Origin of the sequence: Thiomicrospira sp. S5, assembly GCF_003991075.1 — a bacterium.
Classification (GTDB): Bacteria; Pseudomonadota; Gammaproteobacteria; order Thiomicrospirales; family Thiomicrospiraceae; genus Hydrogenovibrio; species Hydrogenovibrio thermophilus.
In genome coordinates this window covers 1,023,282-1,041,155 of record NZ_CP014470.1, presented here as the reverse complement: position 1 = coordinate 1,041,155, position 17,874 = coordinate 1,023,282, and the positions used below count along the sequence as shown (strand labels likewise).

The window sequence follows — 17,874 nt, the reverse complement described above, 5'->3', positions numbered from 1 at the left end:
TTCCATAATTTACAACTCAAGCCTCCAGCTTTGTCGTCGGTCCAAACACCTCATAATGCAAATGCTCTTCCTCGTAACCCAATTCCTGGCATAAACGGTTGACGTCCGCCATAAAGCCCTTGGGCCCACAAAAATAGATATCCGCTTCCCCTTCCGGCAACCAGGCGTTAAGAACATCTCGATTTAATGCCCCTTCATAGTCGCCACCTGCCCCCATACTATAAGCGACATAATACTGAAAGCCATGCTCGTCTTGCAGCGCATAGAGTTCATTTTTCATAATATGATGCGCCTCATTACGACAGCACTGTATAAACGTAACGCCTTGCCCGCTTGAGTTTTTTAACGTTTCCAACAACATACTCATAACAGGCGTCATGCCGACCCCACCAGCAATAAACACCTTGCTTCGACCATTTCTTTTTAATACAAAGTCACCCGTTGGAGGCTGCAACCAAACCTCATCACCGGCCTTGGCCGAATGAAGATAGTTTGACACCTTACCCGGGGCTTCTTCCAAGTTTTGTTCAGCCTTCACCGTAATGCGATAATGCCCCTCCCCTGGAGAGTTCGATAACGAATACTGTCTGATTTCATCGTAATCATCATTGGCGGGTTTAACTTTTACGCCCACATACTGCCCTGGTTCAAATGTCACCAACTGACTATCATCCGGAACCAAATGAAATGACTTTACACCCTCGGCATCGTCAACAACCTGGTCAATCAAAAAACGCTTAAAGCCACGCCAGCCGCCCTCTTTGATTGCATTATCTTGATAAATCGCTTCTTCGACATTAATAAAAATACTGGCCAGGGCCTCATAAGCCAATCCCCAATGCTTCAATAAAATGGCATCCTCAGGCAAATCGAAATAATCCTGAATCGCCTCCAAAAGATACTTCCCAACAATTGGATAATGCTCTGGAAGCACATTCAAACTGGCGTGCTTATGCGCAATTCGCTTCACCATCGGTCTAAGCTCATCCAGGTTATCAATATGCGCCGCATATAAAAAAACAGACTCCGCTAAGGCCTTTGCTTGATCCCCTTGCGCTTGATTACTCATATTAAAGATATGCTTTAATTCCGGGTGATTTGAAAACAGTTTGGTATAAAAAAGCTCGGTAATATTCACTCCATGTTCAGCCAATAAAGGCGCTGTTTCTTTAACACTCTTGATGGTTTCTTCGGTCAGCATAGTCACACTCCTTTAAATTAAAAACTCATAAAGACTTAAAAAGCCCATAAAGATTCATCTATTTTGAATCTTTATTAAGATGCATATTACATGCATCTAATATATAATGTCAATTTCAAAGAAAGTAAAAACACCCAAACAAGTTCAGGGACGCCATGCACTTAACCAAACAAACGGATTATGCATTCCGAGTTTTAATTTATCTTGCCTCGCAAGATGAAACGCAGCTATCCACCATTCAAGCCGTTTGCGACGTGTTTGACATTTCCAAAAGTCATGTGATGAAAGTCGTGCAAAAATTAGCAAACCACGGCTATATTGACACCGTTCGAGGCCCAAACGGCGGCATTAAATTAGGCCAAGAGCCCAATAAAATAAACCTACGCAAGATTGTAGAATTAATGGAAACGACGTTACAGCCTTTTAATTGCGAAGTTCCTCTCTGCCGAATCAATAAAAGCTGTGCTCTAAAACATATTCTGAACGACGCTCAAACAAAATACCTGGAATACATTGAAGGGTTTACGTTGGAAGACCTCGTTTCCGGATCAGTACGAAAAGACATACTTATATCGTAAACCGAAGCCACCAGCGCACCGTTTGATTTAAAAGATGCGTTACGCCAACGCGGCTACCGCTGGCAAGTGTCGGAACACGTCTGGCAAAAAATCTTCGACGCCAGCTGGCAAAAAATCTTCGACGCCAGCCAGCAACAAGACGAAATCGCCTAGCTAATCGAAAACAACACCCCCAATCCGGACGTCATTAAAATCAAAGCCACCGATACCTTTTCAGTGCGCGCGCAGTAAAGATGAATACAAAAAACGCCCAGGCCTGGGCGTTTTTTGAAAGAGCATAACTGCCTTTACATTATCCACTTATAAACTTAACTCCAGCTTGATAAATGGCAATCTGTTTCTTAAGTTCACCAATATCATGCTGTAAATCCATTAATTTTGCTGATTCTTCTATACTATCAAATCTAAAATGATTCAAAATATGGAATCTTAGTAACTGTTCAACATAGCTTTTCAACTGATATACATGAACATCAATTTGGCTTTCACCTGCACCCAAATGTACAGACTTGTTTCTATACTGTCTTAGATGCTCTAGAACTTGCCTCTCGTATTCACGATCTGGATAGTGAAAAGAAGCTCTCCTAATGGTTTTGTCATAACCATCTTTTGAAGTAGATGTGAGATATTCAAGTATGCCCCATAAACTAATGAAAACGGAATTGTAGTCCCGTGAATCCAGTGCCCTCACATACCGTACAATTGCTCCTTCAACTTCTTTTCTATAACAATTCTTCCTCAATATCTTGCGTACGTTTTTTGTAAATTCAAGTGTTTTATATGAGTTCTTAGAAAAATCGATTTTGGTCGGTTCTTTGGAATACTCAGGTTGATACCAGTACGTGTCATTCACTTTTTTTCCATTTTTATCATGAAGCGTATGAATTGCCCCTAGCATAACTTTATTAACCGGTTTTCTCCGACCACCAAAGTTTAATACCATTGCTTTATTTAAGTGTAAATTCCAAATACCTCTCAGTAAATCAATGGCATCCATCACTTTCTCAGCAGCTCCATGAATACTTTTTTCCGCCACTTGAGCAACAATGAAATGTGACAAATCATCGTCCTTATCAACTAACCAAGGAGAAGCCATATCTAAGAACTCTTGTCTAGCATTCCTATATTTTTTGGGCAACGTTTTATAAAATCGGATAGAACAACCATTAATAATATACCTTGGCAAATCATTATTAATATGGACATTCAATGTTGTAACCAGGTAATAGTTCTTGTCTGGTTTACCTAAATGCTCACGAACGACTTTTTTGACTGATGAAATAACACCCTGCTTTGTCAGTTCCGGTTTCTTTGCTGCTTCATAAAAGCCTTTTACAATAAGCTCATGAGACATTTCAATCGGAATATCTTCATCTATGTCAATCATTGATTGAAGTACCGATATATACTCTTCATATTCCAACCCAATAAAAGAAACCTTCCCCCCTCCTAGCGCTCTAATTTTAGACAGCTTTTCAATTACAAGTTCAGGTTTAAAGCTATTTTTCCACTTTACAGCCAATTGCAAATATTCCTTCTAATCTAATATCTAGGCTCCAAAATAACTTGATTATTTATTTTGCCAAAACAATTATTAGAGCAAATCAATTATAAATACTAACTCACCATTCATACGTATTATCCTATATCAAAAACCACCAGGCCTGGTGGTTTTTTGCTAATCCAATCTAGCTAATACAAAGCCCTTCTTTCTGGCTTCTCGGCCATTTTTTGATTTGCAGCTCGCGCTTGAGGGCTTGACTTTTGTCGGGATGGTTTTCGGAATAGACCAATTGGCAGGGGCGGCGGCCTTGGGTGTATTTGGCGCCACCGTTAATTTCGCCATTGTGTTGGCGCAGGCGGCGCGGCAGGTCGTTGGTGATGCCGCAATAGAGGGTGTTGTCGGCGCAGCGTAACAAATACACTTGCCAGTCATTTTGAGGAATTTCGGTTATTTGCGCTTCGTCAGTCATCTTTGGAAACGCTGGGCGGAATATCAAACACCTTGGCGACGCCGCGGCCGCGCACATCGGCGGCGGCTTGCAGACCGTTATCGTCCTGCACAATCAGTTGCACATCGCCCAAATAATTACCGCGTTTTAAACGATACCCCATCAATTCCAACGCCTGACGAGTGTCGGTGTCGAGTTCGGGGTGGTATTGAATCAAATCCTTCGGCAGTAATTGATGATGCACGCGCGTGGCGTCCACCGCTTGCTGGGCGGGCATTTTGCGATCCACCACATTGACGATGGTTTGGAACACGGAGGTGATAATGGAGGAGCCGCCCGGCGTGCCGACCACGACTTCGGCTTGATTGTCCTTGACCAGAATGGTTGGCGACATGGAGGATAACATCCGTTTTTCCGGCGCGATTTCATTGGCTTTGCCGCCGACGACACCGAACACATTCGCCACGCCGGGTTTGGTGCTGAAGTCGTCCATTTCGTCGTTCATCAGGAAACCGGCACCGGACACCACCACGCCGCTGCCGAACGGCATATTCAAGGTGTAGGTATTCGACACGGCGTTCCCGTCACCGTCCACCACCGAGAAGTGTGTGGTATCCGGCGATTCGCCCAGGCCAGGTTGAATTTGTTCCGACTCGGAAATCTCGTCCATTTTCACTTCGCCGGCGCGGCGTTGCAGATACACATCCGAAATCAATTGCTGAATCGGCACCTCGACGAAATCCGGGTCGCCGAGGTATTTGGCGCGGTCGGCATAGACGCGTTTTTCCATTTCCGCGTAGAAGTGGGCGCGCGTGGCGTCCGGCGGGATACCGGCTTTGTCCATCGATACCAGCGCGTCTTGGAATTCATCGTCCAGCAGGGCTTTCATTTTCAGCAATTGCACGATGGCAATGCCGCCGGAGCTGGGCGGCGCGGCGGAAATGACGTCGCGCCCTTTCCATTCAGCCACAATCGGCTGACGCCATTTTACGCGGTAATCGGCCAAATCCTGACGGGTAATCAAACCGCCATTGGACTGCATTTCCTTGACCAGTAAATCGGCGGTTTCCCCGAAATAAAAATCGTAAGGCCCGAATTTGGCGATGCGTTTCAGGGTTTCCGCCAACTCCGGTTGCTTGAAGGTTTGCCCGGCTTTGAGATGACCGAAATAGGTTTTGAAATTAAGCGGTTGTTTGGATTTATCGGCAATCCAGTTTTGATACCATTGGGCGACTTTGGCCAGATGCTTAGACACCACAAAACCGTTTTCGGCGTAATCAACCGCCGGTTGCACCAGCATCCACCACGGCATGGAACCGAATTTTTGATGCGCTTCCCACAAACCCAACACTGTGCCCGGTACACCGGAGGCTTGGTAGCCGACCAGCGATTGATACGGAATCACGCGTTTTTTGGCATCCAGATACAAATCACGATGTGCGGCTTGTGGGGCTTTTTCGCGGTAATCGAGAAAATACGCTTGCTGAGTTTTTTGTTCTGCACGGGTCGATGGCTTGGGCTTGGGGAAATACAAGGTCATAAAACCGCCGCCGCCCAGATTTCCGGCTTCGGGATAGGTCACCGCCAAGGTCAGCGCCGCGGCAATGGAAGCGTCCACCGCATTGCCGCCGCGTTGTAAAATCTGCTGAGCGACTTTGGCGCTGTATTCGTCCGGCATGGCGACGGCGGCTTGTTTGGTCGGCGTGGTTTGTGCGGCCTGAACATTGGCCCAAACCGAAACGGACACCACCAAAAACGAAACGATTTGTAACATTCGACGCATGAACAACATCCTGTTTTTTATTATTTAAACAATCCGCCTATTGTAACAAACCTTGTTTTTGTTACGGTTTTATCGGTTTCGCCGATTAGCCAGCCAATTCGAAAAACCGCCAGGCCTGGTCAAAATCGGGATAAACCTTTTGTGTTTAACCCTCGTTGTCCGAACCGGATATTTGCGTGGCGAAATAATTGTAGAACTGTTTCGCCACCCGGCCACTGCGCCCGCCGCGAGCGGTGGCGAAATTAATGGCTTCACGATGCAGCATTTCACGGTCGCCCGCATAGTCGGTAAACAATCGGTCCACCATTTGCAGGTATTGATCCTGCGGCGGCGCGTAAAAAGACAAACGCAAGCCGAAACGATCCGCCAGCGAAGTGCTTTCTTCCACCGCGTCTCCGTAATGAATTTCGCCGTTCTGCCCTTGCGTCACCGCCAGATTATCCTGCATTTTTTCACTGACCAGGTGACGACGATTCGACGTGGCCATCATCAGAATGTTTTCCGGCGGACGCTCGATGGAACCTTCCATCAACACTTTTAAATAACGATAACGCGGGTCACCGGCTTCGAAGGTCAGGTCATCGCAATACAAAATGAAGCGCCACGGTAATTCGCGCAGCAAATCGCTGATTTCCGGCAGGTCTTCTATATCTTGTTTTTCTACTTCCACGACACGCAGCTTTTGCTCGCCATAGGTGTTGAGTGCGGCTTTGACCAGAGACGATTTGCCTGTGCCACGCGCGCCCCATAGCAAGACATGGTTACGCGGTCGGCCATCCAGAAACTGTTCGAGATTTTGACGGAATTCGGCTTTTTGGGTGTCGATGCCCAGCAAATCGTCCATTGCGATGCTGTCCAAATCGGAGACGGCGCGTAAACGCCCTTTTTTACCGCGCCAAACGGCGGCGTAGGTCTTTTTCCAATTGATGTCTTTTGCCATGATTCTTTACGCTGAATGTGTGTGAACGTCGGATAAAAGGGTGCCGGAAAGAGTTTTAAATTCATTCGAACTCTCTGGGGCAATTGAATCATCATAGCGCAAATTCGCGACAAGACAAACGCAAAAAATAAGGAAGGAAAATGACTCTCTTTTCGAGGGCACAAAATAAAAAACGGTCAGACCTGGCCGTTTTTAAAGGTGAGTCAAACCGAATGGTTTATTCGGTTCTGTCCGTCACTTCCACCAGGTGATAACCGAATTGAGTCTTGATTGGCCCTTCTAAAGAACCGACTTCAGCCGAAAAACAGACCTTATCAAATTCCGGCACCATCATGCCCGGTCCGAATTGTCCTAAATCGCCACCGCTACGGCTGGATGGACACTGAGAATTATCACGCGCCACATCGGCAAAATCCGCACCCTCTTCAATTTGTTTTTTCAACGCTAACGCTTTTTCTTCGGTGTCGACAAGAATGTGTCTTGCGGTCGCTAATGCCATTTTTACTTTCCTTTTCATTTCGATGGTCGCTCCGGTTCGATTGCAATGCCCGAACCCCAAAAGCGACCACCATTTTTTCAATCAATCATTGCTTCAGTTCGCATATAATACCCCAATATGAAAAATGAATCATCCGACAAAACCGCCATGCACTTTGCACAGATTCCCATGCAATCGGTCGGCCCGTTCAAACTCATCGGCGAGGTGGACACCGACGACCTGATGGTGCCTATGGCGACGTATGAATCGCCGCTTTGGCCGTCAGTGGCCCGTGGCGCCCGCGTCACTCATCATGCCGGCGGCATTCGCGTCACCGTCATCGACGAGCGCATGACCCGCTCGGTCCTGCTGGAAGCGCCGAATGCCGAAATCGCCTTACGCGACACCCGCGCCCTGCAACAACGCCAGGACGACTTGCAAGCCGTGGTATCGGAATCCAGCCGCTTCGCGAAACTACTGGACACCCATGTGCAGATTGTCGGCAAGCTGATTTATTTACGTTTGGAATTCCACACCGGCGACGCCTCCGGGCACAACATGGTCACCAATGCCGCCGACCGTCTGATTCCGTGGATTCTGCAACAGTATCCGGAACTGGATTACGTTTCCATTTCGGCCAATTACTGCACGGACAAAAAAGTCTCCGCCGTCAACGGCATTCTAGGGCGCGGTAAAAACGTGGTGTGCGAAACCACCATTCCGCGCAAACTCTGTCAGCGCTTTCTGAAAACCACCCCCGAAGCGCTGGTGGATTTGCACATCAAAAAAGACCTGATCGGCAGCATCGTTTCCGGCGGCTTGCGCAGTGCCAACGCCCATGTGGCGAATATGCTGCTCGGCTTTTACCTCGCCACCGGCCAGGATGCCGCCAATATCGTCGAAGGCTCGCAAGCCATCAACCACGCCGAAGTCACCCCGGACGGCGACTTATATTTTTCCACCACATTACCGAATCTGATTGTCGGCACCGTCGGTAACGGCAAAGGCCTGGACTTCGTTTTGGACAACCTCAAGCAACTCGGCTGTGACGACGAAACCGCCAGGCCTGGTCAAAATGCCCGTCGCCTGGCCTGCATCGCCGGCGCCACCGCTTTATGCGGCGAACTGTCATTGCTGGCGGCACAAACCAATCCCGGCGAATTGATGGCCGCCCATTTGAAACTCGAACGCCAAGCAGATTCCGATTAACGGCTCCCCCATGACCGATTCGAATATCACACAGCGCAAGCAGGATCACATCCATTTTCTTTTGCAGGATGCCGACATCGAACGCGGGCAATCCGGCTTCGAACGTATCCGACTGACCCATCGCGGCCTGCCGGAATGCGATTTCGCGGACATCGACAGCGGCACCGACTTTCTCGGCAAGCCTCTGTCCAGCCCGTTACTGATTTCCTCCATGACCGGCGGGGCGGCCGCCACGCTGCAAGCCATCAACCGCCGTCTGGCCGAAGCCGCCGAAAGCGCCGGCGTGGCGATGGCGGTCGGTTCGCAACGCGCCATGATTCAGGACCCACAAGCCCGCGCCAGTTTCGAACTGCGCCAATACGCGCCGACCATCCCGCTGATTGCCAATATGGGTGCCGTGCAGTTGAACTACGGTTTCGGCCTCGACGAAGCGCAACGCATGGTGGACGTATTGGAAGCGGATGCGCTTTACCTGCACCTCAACCCGTTGCAGGAAGTCATTCAACCGGAAGGCAACACCAACTTCGCCCAATTGACCGATAAAATCGCACAACTGGCCGAAGCCTTACCAGTGCCCATCATTTTGAAAGAAGTCGGCTGCGGCTTATCCGCCAGAGACATCGAACTCGGCTTGTCGGCCGGCATTCGGTGGTTCGACCTGGCCGGGCGCGGCGGCACATCCTGGAGCCGCATCGAGTCGCATCGCGCCCATTCCAGCCAGTTGGCCAGCCTGGGTGAAACCTTCCAGGACTGGGGCCTGACCACGCCGCAAGCCCTGTTGCAAGCCCGCCCGTTTCAGGACCGCGCACACTTTATCGCCAGTGGCGGAATTCGCAATGGCATCGACATGATTAAATCGGTTATAATGGGCGGCCAAATTTGCGGGGTCGCCGCGCCGTTACTGAAACCGGCCATGGATTCCACCGCCGCAACGCTGGCAACGATAGAACAATTGAAGCAGGAATTCCGTACCGCGCAATTCCTGCTGGGTGCGCCGACACTGGCGGATGTATTTTTAAACGATTCACTGATAGAGCCGTAACGGAATTTCCTTTTAACGCATGAAAGTAGGTATTGATCTCATTCACTTCGCGACCTCGGACTACGCCCTGGGGCTGGACACTTTTGCCGAGGAAAAAGGAACCGACGTCAACAAATACCACATCGGTATCGGGCAGGAACAAATGTCCATCGCCCCACCGGACGAAGACATCGTGACTCTCTCCGCCAAAGCAGCGGCACCGATCATCAATCAAATCGACCGCAACGACATCACCGCCGTGCTTTTCGCCACCGAATCCGGAGTGGATCAGTCCAAATCGGCCGGCGCTTTTTTGCACGGGTTGCTGAAACTCTCCAACCGATGCCGCGTGGTGGAATTCAAGCACGCCTGCTACGCCGGCACCGCAGCCTTACAAATGGCCACCACCATGGTCAAGGCCAACCCGAAAGAAACCATTCTGGTCATCGCCGCCGACATCGCGAAATACGATGTCGATTCGTCCGGTGAAGCCACCCAGGGTTGCGGCGCGGTGGCCATGCTGGTCAAAGCGGAACCGCGCATTCTCGCCATCGAACCCGGTTCCGGTTATTACACCGACGACGTCATGGATTTCTGGCGCCCGAACAAACGCACCACCGCCCTAGTAGACGGCAAATACTCCACCAAGGTTTACCTGAACAGCTTGAAGCAGGCCTGGGAACATTTCGTGGAAGAAACCGGCCGTCACTTTGAAGACTTCGACGCTTTCTGTTACCACATTCCCTTTTCGCGCATGACCGAGAAGGCACATAAAACGCTGGTTAAAAAAGTGGGAGCCAAACTGACACCCGAGACCTTTCGTGAGCAGACCGCGCCCGGCCAGGTTTACAACCGCGTTGTGGGCAACAGCTACAGCGCCTCTTTATTCATCGGTTTCTGCTCGTTTCTGGATAACGCCATCCAAGATTTGACCGGTAAACGTTTCGGCTTTTTCAGCTATGGTTCCGGTTGTGTGGCGGAATTCTTCAGCGGCATCATCCAACCGGGCTACCAACAACATTTGATGACCGAAAGCCATCGCCAACAAATTGAATCCCGCCAGCCGTTGGATTACCAACAATACCTAGCGTTCTATCACCAAACGGACAGCGACGTCGAGAACATCACCTTCCCGCACAACAACAAAGGTCCTTTCCGTTTGGCGGGCATCGAAAACCACATCCGTCGTTACGAATCGGATATCCAACCGGCTTAAACAGTTCTTAAACGATTCCCAACCGTTTCAAGCCGGGCGGTCACACCCCTTTCACGTCCAGACATCACTTCTGCTAAAATTCACCGTATCCCGCTTCGATAAGGCTTACGCATGTCGTCTTTAAACACCTTTCCCGCCATTGCCATACTGATTGCCTTGATTTCGCTGGTCGTGGCCCTACGCGCATCCGGCCTGTTGAAAACCGACGACGGTCCACTGTTTGCCCGTATCGTGACCTACTTAACACTTCCGGCCACCATCTTTTATGCGCTCGCCCATGCCCGTGATTTGCAGTGGGATTATGCGCTGGTGGTGCTGTTCTTATTCGCCGCGGAAACCTTGCTATTATTACTCGCCTGGCTGACGGGACGAGCCCTCAAATTATCGCGCCCGCAACTGGGCAGTTTGATGTTGGTATCGGCCTTCGGCAGTTCCGCCTTGCTCGGCTATGCGCTGGTCGAACAACTTTTCCCGAATGATGTCGAAGCCTTATCCGAAGCCGTGTTCATTTCCGAATTGGGTGTGGGCGTCGGCTTATTCACACTCGGCACCTTGGTAGCCATTCACTTCGGCCAGGCAACCAACTCGACCAATTCCATGCTTCGAAGCCTTGGACTCTTCGCCAAATCACCGATTTTCCTGTCCATTTTGGCGGGCCTAGCTTACGGCCAGTTTCAGGCACCGGTGGAGGGCCCGTTTTTCAAAGAACTGTTTGCCGCGTTGCATTTGGTGGCGCAAGCCAATACCTTTTTTGTGATTCTCACCATCGGCGTGATGTTGCAATTTCATGGTTTGAAGGCGTTGGCAGGTTTGGTAGCCGTTGCGATTGTGCTGAAGCTTCTAATCAGCCCCTTATTGGTTTGGTTACCGTCTCTGGCCATGTCGTTGCAGACTTGGCAAATGGATGTGATTTTATTGGAGTCGGCCATGCCGTCGGCCTTGTTAAGCGTTGTTCTGGCGGCGCGTTACGGCTGCGATGCACCATTGGCGTCAAAACTGGTCTATGTCACCACATTGGTCAGTGCCGGTTCGATATTACTGGTATTGGCAATATTGGGATGACTCTAAAAAGAACAAGTCGGAAAGAAAAGAAAGGGAAAAATAATGGCGGATAGCGGGGGATTCGAACCCCCGATAGGCTATTAACCTATACACGCTTTCCAGGCGTGCTCCTTCAACCGCTCAGACAGCTATCCGAAAGAAGTGGCGTATTTTACTGTCAAATCCTTACAAAGTCTAGCCTCGAATGCAAAATTATCACAGGGTTTTGTATTTGTCGAAAATCCCCGGTGCAGGCGCTTTTCAATCGGCATAAAAAAACCGGCCCGAAGGCCGGTTAAGGAGAAACAAAACCGACCAGGCCTGGCCGGTTTTCTTCAATCACGATCATGACGTGATTACATCATTTCTAAATCCATTTGTACCGCTTCCACACCGGCTGCGGCGCATTTTTCATCGTCCATACCATCCGGCGCACCACTGACGCCCACGGCGCCATACAATTTACCGCCGGCTTGAATCGGCACGGAACCGGCCATGAATGCCAAACCTTCACCCATGGTTTGCAACGGACTGTTGGCACGTCCACTTAACTGGGAACCTTTCACGTTAAACATAACGGCCGTATAAGCTTTTTTCTCACTGATGGACCAGGAAACCGGTGGTGCCATGGTGTCACGTAACTTCGCTTGCGGAATTCCGTTACGCTCGACAACGGTCACACTAACCGGGATGCCTTTCTCACGGCAGGCTTCAATCGTGGCCATGGCGATTTTATTGGCGACATCCATCGACAGACGGCTGACATTAACGGCCATTTCTTCGGCTTGAACAGGCAAAGCAGCGGACACACCGATGGCGGCGGCCAAACTCAATTGCGTTAGTTTTTTCATTTTCATACTCGCTCCAAAGTATTGTTTAAGTCAAAGACTGAGGTTTACATGCCGGGCGGCCAACATTGTGGTCCCGTGCTAACGTATTTAGGAGATACAGATTTTCATTCTAAAGATTTTTACTCACTTGTAAAACGTCCACCCGATTCCCCGGATGAAAATCGCGGTTGTCTTTAAGGCATTTTATCGATGAAACAAAGGTTTTTCGGGGGCTGACGGACATTGTGAAAAGATTATGCAATGCCGCAATACGAGGGAACCTCCAGTGGTTTCGGAGGAAACTCAACTCGTTTTCAGGCGGCATTCGTTATAATAAGACCAATACCCTGAATGGAACACACATGAAGACAGTCTGCACCACACCCGCCAAGCTGATTCTGACCGGCGAACACTCGGTTTTGTTCGGTGCGCCGGCGTTGTGTATGGCCGTCGCGCTGGACACGGTGTGCGAGATTGATTTCAACCCGTTGGAAACGGCGGACCACCAGCCTTTTCTGGAAATTGAACTCGCCGATTTCAACCAGAAAATGGCATACCCCTACCTGACTTGGCAAAAACGTGTCACCCATATCGAATCACGTTATGCGCTCTATGAAAAGAATGCCCTCGCCATCCAAACCGTATTACAGCAACCCGTGGATTTGGTATTGCTGACATTGCAGCAATTCCACAACCTGCAGCGATTGAAACCGGGGCATTGGCAAATCAAATTACGTTCGCACAATCTGAGCGGCAAAGGCCTGGGCAGTTCGGCTTCCATTATCATCAGTCTGCTGCACAGCTTATTCGTTCACCACCAAATCGACATCAGTGAAATCGACCTTCTGGCACTGGCCCAGCAGGTGGAATCCCGCCAGCATGGCGCCTCCAGCGGGTTGGACCCGACCACGGTTTTCCGCGGCGGTTTATTGCGTTTTCAACAAGGCGTGCCGTTGCAACAACTGACTCACCAGAATTTCAATGCCTGGGTGATTGACACCGGCAAGCCCAGTTCCACGACCGGGCAAGCGGTGAACCATGTTCACAATCACTTCACCCACCAAAGTGCCATCTGGCAGGATTTCAAGCAGGTGGCTTCAAACATGGAATCGGCGTGGGACACCTCGGATGCCGAACGCCTGAATCAGGCCGTCCGAGACAATCAAGCGTTGTTGGAGCACATCGGCGTGGTGCCGGACAAAGTGAAAACCTTTATTCAGGCATTGCACAAGACCGGCTACTCCGCCAAAATCTGCGGTGCGGGCAGTATCAGCGGCGACCAAGCCGGTGTTGTACTTTGCATCGGTCCGGATGCGCCGTCGGAAGTCTGCGAGGCTTACGGTTACGATTACTACCCTTTGAAACTCAATGAAACCGGGAGTCAATGTGAAGTACATCACTAGCGCTCCCGCCAATATCATGCTGATGGGTGAACACAGTGTGGTGGCCGGAGAAAAGGCCATCGCTTGTGGCCTGAACCAGCGGCTGCGCATCGAATGGCAAGGCCGTACCGACCGACGGATTCTTATCCGTTCCGAACTGGGTGACCACGAAACCGACTTGGACACTCTGGCCCCTCATCCGAAACTGACTTGGGTGCTCGCCGCCCTGCGCCATTATCAGCCGACCTTATCGCACGGTTTGACACTCACCATCGAAAGCGACTTCAAATCCACGCTGGGGCTGGGCAGTTCCGCCGCATTGTTGGCCGCTTTATTGGGGGGACTCGATGCGATTACCGATCGAGCTCCCGACTTTAAAGCGCGCTTTGACACCGGATTGCATCTGATACACGAATTGCAGGGACGCGGGTCCGGTACCGATTTGGCCGCCAGCTTGAGTGGCGGCGTGGTGCTGTTTGACCCGAAAGTGCGCCAGACCGAATCGCTGACCGTCGAATTCCCCCTCACGCTGGTCTATTGCGGCTACAAGACGCCGACGGCCAAAGTGTTGCAAAAAGTGGCCGACGACTGGCAACATCAACCCGATTTGCTGGCCGCGCTTTACCGCTTGATGGGACAAACCACCGACGCGGCTTACCAAGCCTTGAAAACTGACGACACGACCGAGTTTTATCGTTTGGTGAATACGTATCAGGGGTTGATGGACGCTTTGGGCGTCAACGACCCGGTGTTATCGAACTTGATTGTTCGCCTGCGTCAGGACCCCGGCATTACCGCCAGCAAGATTTCCGGTTCCGGCTTGGGCGACTGTGTGTTAGGGTTCGGACGGCTGGCCGAGCCGCTGACCGGCTTCGAGCCATTGCCAATTGCCATCGATTCACGCGGCCTGGAAGTCCAGAAGTTGTAATTCAACCTGACACAACATGAACCGAATCGCTTACAAAAATTGACCGAAACCGTTTGAGAAACCCACATGACACCGATTGATTTTATCCAACACATCCTCCCCCCAAACCATACGCCGGTCAAAACCGGTTACGGGCAAGCCCCGGTCAATATCGCACTCAGTAAATACTGGGGAAAACGGGATGTGCCCCTCAACCTGCCGACCAACGGCAGCCTGTCCATCAGTTTGCCGGAACTCGGCACCGAAACCCGCTTGAGCTGGCATGAAACCGGTCCCGACAAAATCACCTTGAATAATGAGGAAATGGCACCGGAAGCGCCCTTTGCCAAACGCCTGAGCCGGTTTTTGGATTTCTTTCGCCCGGACGCCAACGGCGGATTCGACGTCGAGACACTGAATACCGTGCCCACGGCGGCGGGATTGGCATCCTCCGCATCCGGTTACGCGGCCTTAGTCAAGGCATTGGACGACTGTTTTCAATGGCAACTTGCACCACGCGAGCTGTCTTTACTGGCCCGTTTAGGCAGTGGCAGTGCCAGCCGTTCGCTGTATGACGGGTTTGCCCTTTGGCATAAAGGCGAGCGCGCAGACGGTTTGGACAGTTACGCCGAAAAAATTGACCAGGCCTGGCCGGAATTCTGTATCGGCTTACTGGAAATCGACACCTCCATCAAGCCAATCGGCTCAACGCAAGGGATGCAGCAAACGGTCAATCATTGTGAACTTTACCAGGCCTGGCCGAAAAAGGCGGAACAGGATTTAGCGACAATCCACCGTGCCATTCTGGACAAGGATTTCCAAACGCTCGGCGCGACCGCCGAAAACAATGCTTTGGCGATGCACGCCACCATGATCGCGACCTGGCCGCCGATTCTGTATTGGCAACCGGAGTCGGTCGCCGCCATGCACCGAGTCTGGCAGTTGCGCCAGGAAGGTGTAACGGTGTATTTCACCATGGATGCCGGACCGAATTTGAAACTGTTGTTTCTGGAAACAGAAACGCCCGCGTTGATGCGGGCGTTTCCGGAAATGAAATGTTTGAAGCCGTTTGCGTAAAGTGACCTTAAACCGTTTATTTAACCACCGATAGGTGCGACCCTTTTTTGGACTTTTTGGCTCTGGGCTTTTTGGACTTCTCGTCTTGGTCGGCTTTTTGAGCGGTTTTCTCAGAGGCCTCGTCAGACGTACCGGAATCCTTCACCGCCGACATGGTCGGCTTGCTCGGCGACTCATCCGTGGCTTCCGGATAGGGTTCCGGCGGGAACGGCATGCCCTGCCCGTTTTCACGCGCAAAAATCGCCAACACCGCTTCCGGCGGAAACCCTAAACGTCTTTCCACACCTTGAAAGCGCGCTTTGAAACTGAACCAGTCATTCGCGAACTGTAACTCACGAATCGCATTGGGATGCACATTCAAGACGATGACGCCGTCCTGCGCAAAATCCATCGGCACTTCGATGCCCGGATAATTGGCATCCACTTGCACATGCGGCGTCCAGTCGTTATCGACAATCCAGTCGAACATGGCACGAATCATATAAGGGCGATTGGAAATCATCGTTACGCTCGCTCAAACCACTTCTCGCATGTCCAACTCGTCGTCGGACAAGCTATCCGGGAACTCTTCACGCGCCAACACTTTTTCAGCGTAATCGACCACCGGCTTGGCGGACTTCGGCAAATCGATGCCCAAATACGGCAAACGCCACATCAATACCGCCAAGCTGACGTCCACCAGGGAATACTCCTCGCTCATGAAATACGGTTGATGTTCGAACACCGGAATCATTTGAATCAAACGCTCCTGCAAATCTCGGCGCGCGGCTTTGACTTCTTTTTCATCGTCGCTGTTGGCGATGGTGTCGGCCAACTGATACCACTCCTGTTCGATTTGACGCAGCATCTGGCGGGCACGCGCTTTGGAAATCGGATCGACCGACAACAACGGCGGATGCGGGAAACGCTCGTCCAGATATTCGACGATGACTTGTGGATCGTACAACACCAAATCACGGTCGACCAAGGTCGGCAAGGTGCCGTAAGGGTTCAGTTCCAGCAAATCCTCCGGAATGCCTTCGGAGGTATCCACTTCGATGATTTCCAACGGGATGTCTTTTTCTTTTGCCATCAAACGCACGCGGTGCGAGCTCGGACTTTTGGAATCTGAAAATAAGGTCATTACGGATCTTTGCGTGATAGGCAAATCTGACATGGAGTTCTCCTGGAAATCGAATCGTCAATATTGTTGTTTTTCAAAGCCTTAGCGTCGAACACGAATGCTTCCGATTAAAGCTCTATAAAGCCATTATACATGGCTTGTCAAGCCCTCTTTCGGCGTCAGGATTCTTCGATTGAAAACGGCAGGACACCGCGAATATCGTCGGCTTGAAACGCCAACATCAGCAAGCGGTCCACGCCCAGCGCCACGCCCGAACAGGGCGGTAAGCCGTCAACCGCCAAGGCGCTCAACAAGGCCTCATCCATTGGAACATTCGGCAGGCCATTTTCCGACCGTTGGGCCAGGTCGGCTTCGAAACGACGGCGATACTCGTCGGCGTCGGCCAGCTCCTGATACCCATTGGCCAGCTCCATGCCGTCGACAAACACTTCAAACCGCAGCGCCAAACGCTCGTCCTGAGGATGAAGCTGCGCCAAGGCGGCTTCACGCGACGGGTAATGATACAAACAGGTAATTTTCCCCCGCCCCAATTGCGGTTCAATGACCTCGGTCAGCACCAATTGTTCCCATAAAGGTTTATCGTCGGCGTCCACTCCGACAATTTCCGGCACCCGATGCTCGGCCAGGCAGGCCTGGCAACTTTTCGCACCGGTGTCATGAACAGCTTCCAACCCGGCATAGGATTCAAACGCTTCTTCATAGGAAATCATTTCCACCGGACGCTCACCGAGCAGGGATTGCACGACCTTGACGGTTTCGTCCATCATCGCGCGTAAATCAAACCCCAGACGATACCATTCCAGCAGAGTGAACTCGACTTGATGCCGACGGCTGACATCCCCATCTCGAAACACCTTGCCGAGATAGAAAATGTCGCCACTGCCGGCGCATAACAAGCGCTTCATCGGGTATTCCGGCGAGGTGTGCAAATAAAAGATGCGGGGATCGGCCTCACCGGGCACCTGAACCTGAGTGCTGAGCGAACGCAAATGCAGGTCCGGCGTGGCGGCGGACGACAACATCGGCGTGTCCACTTCCATCACCGAGCGGGCATAAAAAAACGCCCGCAAGGTTTTCAAAGCCTGCGAGCGTTTTTTCAAGTGGTCAATCGATGTCATACTTTGCCTCGATTGAAA

At 51.0% G+C, this 17,874-nt stretch carries 18 protein-coding genes and 1 tRNA gene; 8 read left to right on the top strand and 11 right to left on the bottom strand.

Features of this window, described 5'->3' with window-relative positions; translation table 11 throughout:
- Positions 1–16: 16 nt before the first annotated feature.
- Positions 17–1,201: an NO-inducible flavohemoprotein gene (gene hmpA / locus AYJ59_RS04695; RefSeq protein ID WP_127119383.1), complete on the bottom strand. Its 1,185-nt coding sequence runs from the start codon at positions 1,199–1,201 to the stop codon at positions 17–19.
- A gap of 155 nt (positions 1,202–1,356) precedes the next feature.
- Here hmpA and AYJ59_RS13010 point away from each other — a divergent pair, with 155 nt between their 5' ends.
- Positions 1,357–1,779 (top strand): RrF2 family transcriptional regulator, encoded by a 423-nt coding sequence (locus tag AYJ59_RS13010; protein WP_029938632.1) that lies wholly within the window; start codon positions 1,357–1,359, stop codon positions 1,777–1,779.
- A gap of 292 nt (positions 1,780–2,071) precedes the next feature.
- On the opposite strand, the gene AYJ59_RS04685 is transcribed toward AYJ59_RS13010, so the two are convergent.
- From AYJ59_RS04685 to AYJ59_RS04665, 5 genes are all read right to left on the bottom strand, one after another.
- Positions 2,072–3,301 (bottom strand): hypothetical protein, encoded by a 1,230-nt coding sequence (locus AYJ59_RS04685; RefSeq protein ID WP_029938633.1) that lies wholly within the window; start codon positions 3,299–3,301, stop codon positions 2,072–2,074.
- Between the two features lie 166 nt (positions 3,302–3,467).
- Entirely contained in the window at positions 3,468–3,752 is a 285-nt protein-coding gene (locus tag AYJ59_RS04680) for a GIY-YIG nuclease family protein (RefSeq protein ID WP_206197900.1), read from the bottom strand.
- The gene (gene ggt, locus AYJ59_RS04675) at positions 3,745–5,514 is read right to left on the bottom strand and encodes a gamma-glutamyltransferase (RefSeq protein ID WP_237260373.1); all 1,770 of its coding nucleotides are present in this window, start codon (positions 5,512–5,514) and stop codon (positions 3,745–3,747) included. The genes AYJ59_RS04680 and ggt overlap by 8 nt, the downstream gene beginning before the upstream one ends.
- A 145-nt stretch (positions 5,515–5,659) precedes the next feature.
- Positions 5,660–6,454: an ATP-binding protein gene (locus AYJ59_RS04670; protein WP_127119382.1), complete on the bottom strand. Its 795-nt coding sequence runs from the start codon at positions 6,452–6,454 to the stop codon at positions 5,660–5,662.
- A 217-nt stretch (positions 6,455–6,671) separates the two neighbouring features.
- Positions 6,672–6,953: a peptidylprolyl isomerase gene (locus tag AYJ59_RS04665; RefSeq protein WP_068650448.1), complete on the bottom strand. Its 282-nt coding sequence runs from the start codon at positions 6,951–6,953 to the stop codon at positions 6,672–6,674.
- A gap of 117 nt (positions 6,954–7,070) precedes the next feature.
- Here AYJ59_RS04665 and AYJ59_RS04660 point away from each other — a divergent pair, with 117 nt between their 5' ends.
- From AYJ59_RS04660 to AYJ59_RS04645, 4 genes are all read left to right on the top strand, one after another.
- Positions 7,071–8,141, top strand: coding sequence for a hydroxymethylglutaryl-CoA reductase (locus tag AYJ59_RS04660; RefSeq protein ID WP_029938638.1), 1,071 nt, complete (start codon positions 7,071–7,073; stop codon positions 8,139–8,141).
- Positions 8,142–8,151: 10 nt separating this feature from the next.
- Entirely contained in the window at positions 8,152–9,183 is a 1,032-nt protein-coding gene (fni, locus tag AYJ59_RS04655) for a type 2 isopentenyl-diphosphate Delta-isomerase (protein ID WP_127119381.1), read from the top strand.
- 19 nt (positions 9,184–9,202) lie between these two features.
- Positions 9,203–10,378 carry a hydroxymethylglutaryl-CoA synthase gene (locus AYJ59_RS04650; protein ID WP_127119380.1) on the top strand — a complete coding sequence of 392 codons (1,176 nt, stop codon included), beginning with the start codon at positions 9,203–9,205 and terminating at the stop codon, positions 10,376–10,378.
- A gap of 111 nt (positions 10,379–10,489) precedes the next feature.
- The gene (locus tag AYJ59_RS04645; protein ID WP_127119379.1) at positions 10,490–11,440 is read left to right on the top strand and encodes an AEC family transporter; all 951 of its coding nucleotides are present in this window, start codon (positions 10,490–10,492) and stop codon (positions 11,438–11,440) included.
- A 43-nt stretch (positions 11,441–11,483) separates the two neighbouring features.
- On the opposite strand, the gene AYJ59_RS04640 is transcribed toward AYJ59_RS04645, so the two are convergent.
- Positions 11,484–11,574, bottom strand: a tRNA-Ser gene (locus AYJ59_RS04640).
- A gap of 201 nt (positions 11,575–11,775) precedes the next feature.
- Positions 11,776–12,276 carry a GlcG/HbpS family heme-binding protein gene (locus AYJ59_RS04635; protein ID WP_038151688.1) on the bottom strand — a complete coding sequence of 167 codons (501 nt, stop codon included), beginning with the start codon at positions 12,274–12,276 and terminating at the stop codon, positions 11,776–11,778.
- 335 nt (positions 12,277–12,611) lie between these two features.
- Between AYJ59_RS04635 and AYJ59_RS04630 the strand changes: the two genes are divergently transcribed.
- The 3 genes from AYJ59_RS04630 (at position 12,612) to mvaD (ending at position 15,615) form a co-directional block, all read left to right on the top strand.
- Complete coding sequence (locus AYJ59_RS04630; protein ID WP_029938659.1) at positions 12,612–13,652, top strand: mevalonate kinase family protein; 1,041 nt, start codon at positions 12,612–12,614, stop codon at positions 13,650–13,652.
- Positions 13,636–14,559, top strand: a complete 924-nt coding sequence (locus AYJ59_RS04625; protein ID WP_164730733.1) for a mevalonate kinase family protein — start codon at positions 13,636–13,638, stop codon at positions 14,557–14,559. The genes AYJ59_RS04630 and AYJ59_RS04625 overlap by 17 nt, the downstream gene beginning before the upstream one ends.
- Positions 14,560–14,625: 66 nt before the next feature.
- Positions 14,626–15,615, top strand: a complete 990-nt coding sequence (gene mvaD / locus AYJ59_RS04620) for a diphosphomevalonate decarboxylase (RefSeq protein ID WP_127119377.1) — start codon at positions 14,626–14,628, stop codon at positions 15,613–15,615.
- A 16-nt stretch (positions 15,616–15,631) separates the two neighbouring features.
- Here mvaD and AYJ59_RS04615 read toward each other — a convergent pair whose 3' ends face one another.
- From AYJ59_RS04615 to epmA, 3 genes are all read right to left on the bottom strand, one after another.
- Complete coding sequence (locus AYJ59_RS04615) at positions 15,632–16,117, bottom strand: ClpXP protease specificity-enhancing factor (RefSeq protein ID WP_127119376.1); 486 nt, start codon at positions 16,115–16,117, stop codon at positions 15,632–15,634.
- 12 nt (positions 16,118–16,129) lie between these two features.
- Positions 16,130–16,771 carry a glutathione S-transferase N-terminal domain-containing protein gene (locus AYJ59_RS04610; RefSeq protein ID WP_029938663.1) on the bottom strand — a complete coding sequence of 214 codons (642 nt, stop codon included), beginning with the start codon at positions 16,769–16,771 and terminating at the stop codon, positions 16,130–16,132.
- A 125-nt stretch (positions 16,772–16,896) separates the two neighbouring features.
- Positions 16,897–17,856, bottom strand: a complete 960-nt coding sequence (gene epmA / locus AYJ59_RS04605) for an EF-P lysine aminoacylase EpmA (protein WP_127119375.1) — start codon at positions 17,854–17,856, stop codon at positions 16,897–16,899.
- Positions 17,857–17,874: the final 18 nt, after the last annotated feature.

Excerpts from the sequence above, each read along its gene's own strand:
- hmpA (WP_127119383.1), bottom strand. The coding sequence starts at position 1,201 with ATGCTGACCGAAGAAACCATCAAGAGTGTTAAAGAAACAGCGCCTTTA.
- AYJ59_RS13010 (WP_029938632.1), top strand. The coding sequence starts at position 1,357 with ATGCACTTAACCAAACAAACGGATTATGCATTCCGAGTTTTAATTTAT.
- AYJ59_RS04680 (WP_206197900.1), bottom strand. The coding sequence starts at position 3,752 with ATGACTGACGAAGCGCAAATAACCGAAATTCCTCAAAATGACTGGCAA.
- ggt (WP_237260373.1), bottom strand. The coding sequence starts at position 5,514 with ATGCGTCGAATGTTACAAATCGTTTCGTTTTTGGTGGTGTCCGTTTCG.
- AYJ59_RS04670 (WP_127119382.1), bottom strand. The coding sequence starts at position 6,454 with ATGGCAAAAGACATCAATTGGAAAAAGACCTACGCCGCCGTTTGGCGC.
- AYJ59_RS04665 (WP_068650448.1), bottom strand. The coding sequence starts at position 6,953 with ATGGCATTAGCGACCGCAAGACACATTCTTGTCGACACCGAAGAAAAA.
- AYJ59_RS04660 (WP_029938638.1), top strand. The coding sequence starts at position 7,071 with ATGAAAAATGAATCATCCGACAAAACCGCCATGCACTTTGCACAGATT.
- fni (WP_127119381.1), top strand. The coding sequence starts at position 8,152 with ATGACCGATTCGAATATCACACAGCGCAAGCAGGATCACATCCATTTT.
- AYJ59_RS04650 (WP_127119380.1), top strand. The coding sequence starts at position 9,203 with ATGAAAGTAGGTATTGATCTCATTCACTTCGCGACCTCGGACTACGCC.
- AYJ59_RS04645 (WP_127119379.1), top strand. The coding sequence starts at position 10,490 with ATGTCGTCTTTAAACACCTTTCCCGCCATTGCCATACTGATTGCCTTG.
- AYJ59_RS04635 (WP_038151688.1), bottom strand. The coding sequence starts at position 12,276 with ATGAAAATGAAAAAACTAACGCAATTGAGTTTGGCCGCCGCCATCGGT.
- AYJ59_RS04630 (WP_029938659.1), top strand. The coding sequence starts at position 12,612 with ATGAAGACAGTCTGCACCACACCCGCCAAGCTGATTCTGACCGGCGAA.
- mvaD (WP_127119377.1), top strand. The coding sequence starts at position 14,626 with ATGACACCGATTGATTTTATCCAACACATCCTCCCCCCAAACCATACG.
- AYJ59_RS04615 (WP_127119376.1), bottom strand. The coding sequence starts at position 16,117 with ATGATTTCCAATCGCCCTTATATGATTCGTGCCATGTTCGACTGGATT.
- AYJ59_RS04610 (WP_029938663.1), bottom strand. The coding sequence starts at position 16,771 with ATGTCAGATTTGCCTATCACGCAAAGATCCGTAATGACCTTATTTTCA.
- epmA (WP_127119375.1), bottom strand. The coding sequence starts at position 17,856 with ATGACATCGATTGACCACTTGAAAAAACGCTCGCAGGCTTTGAAAACC.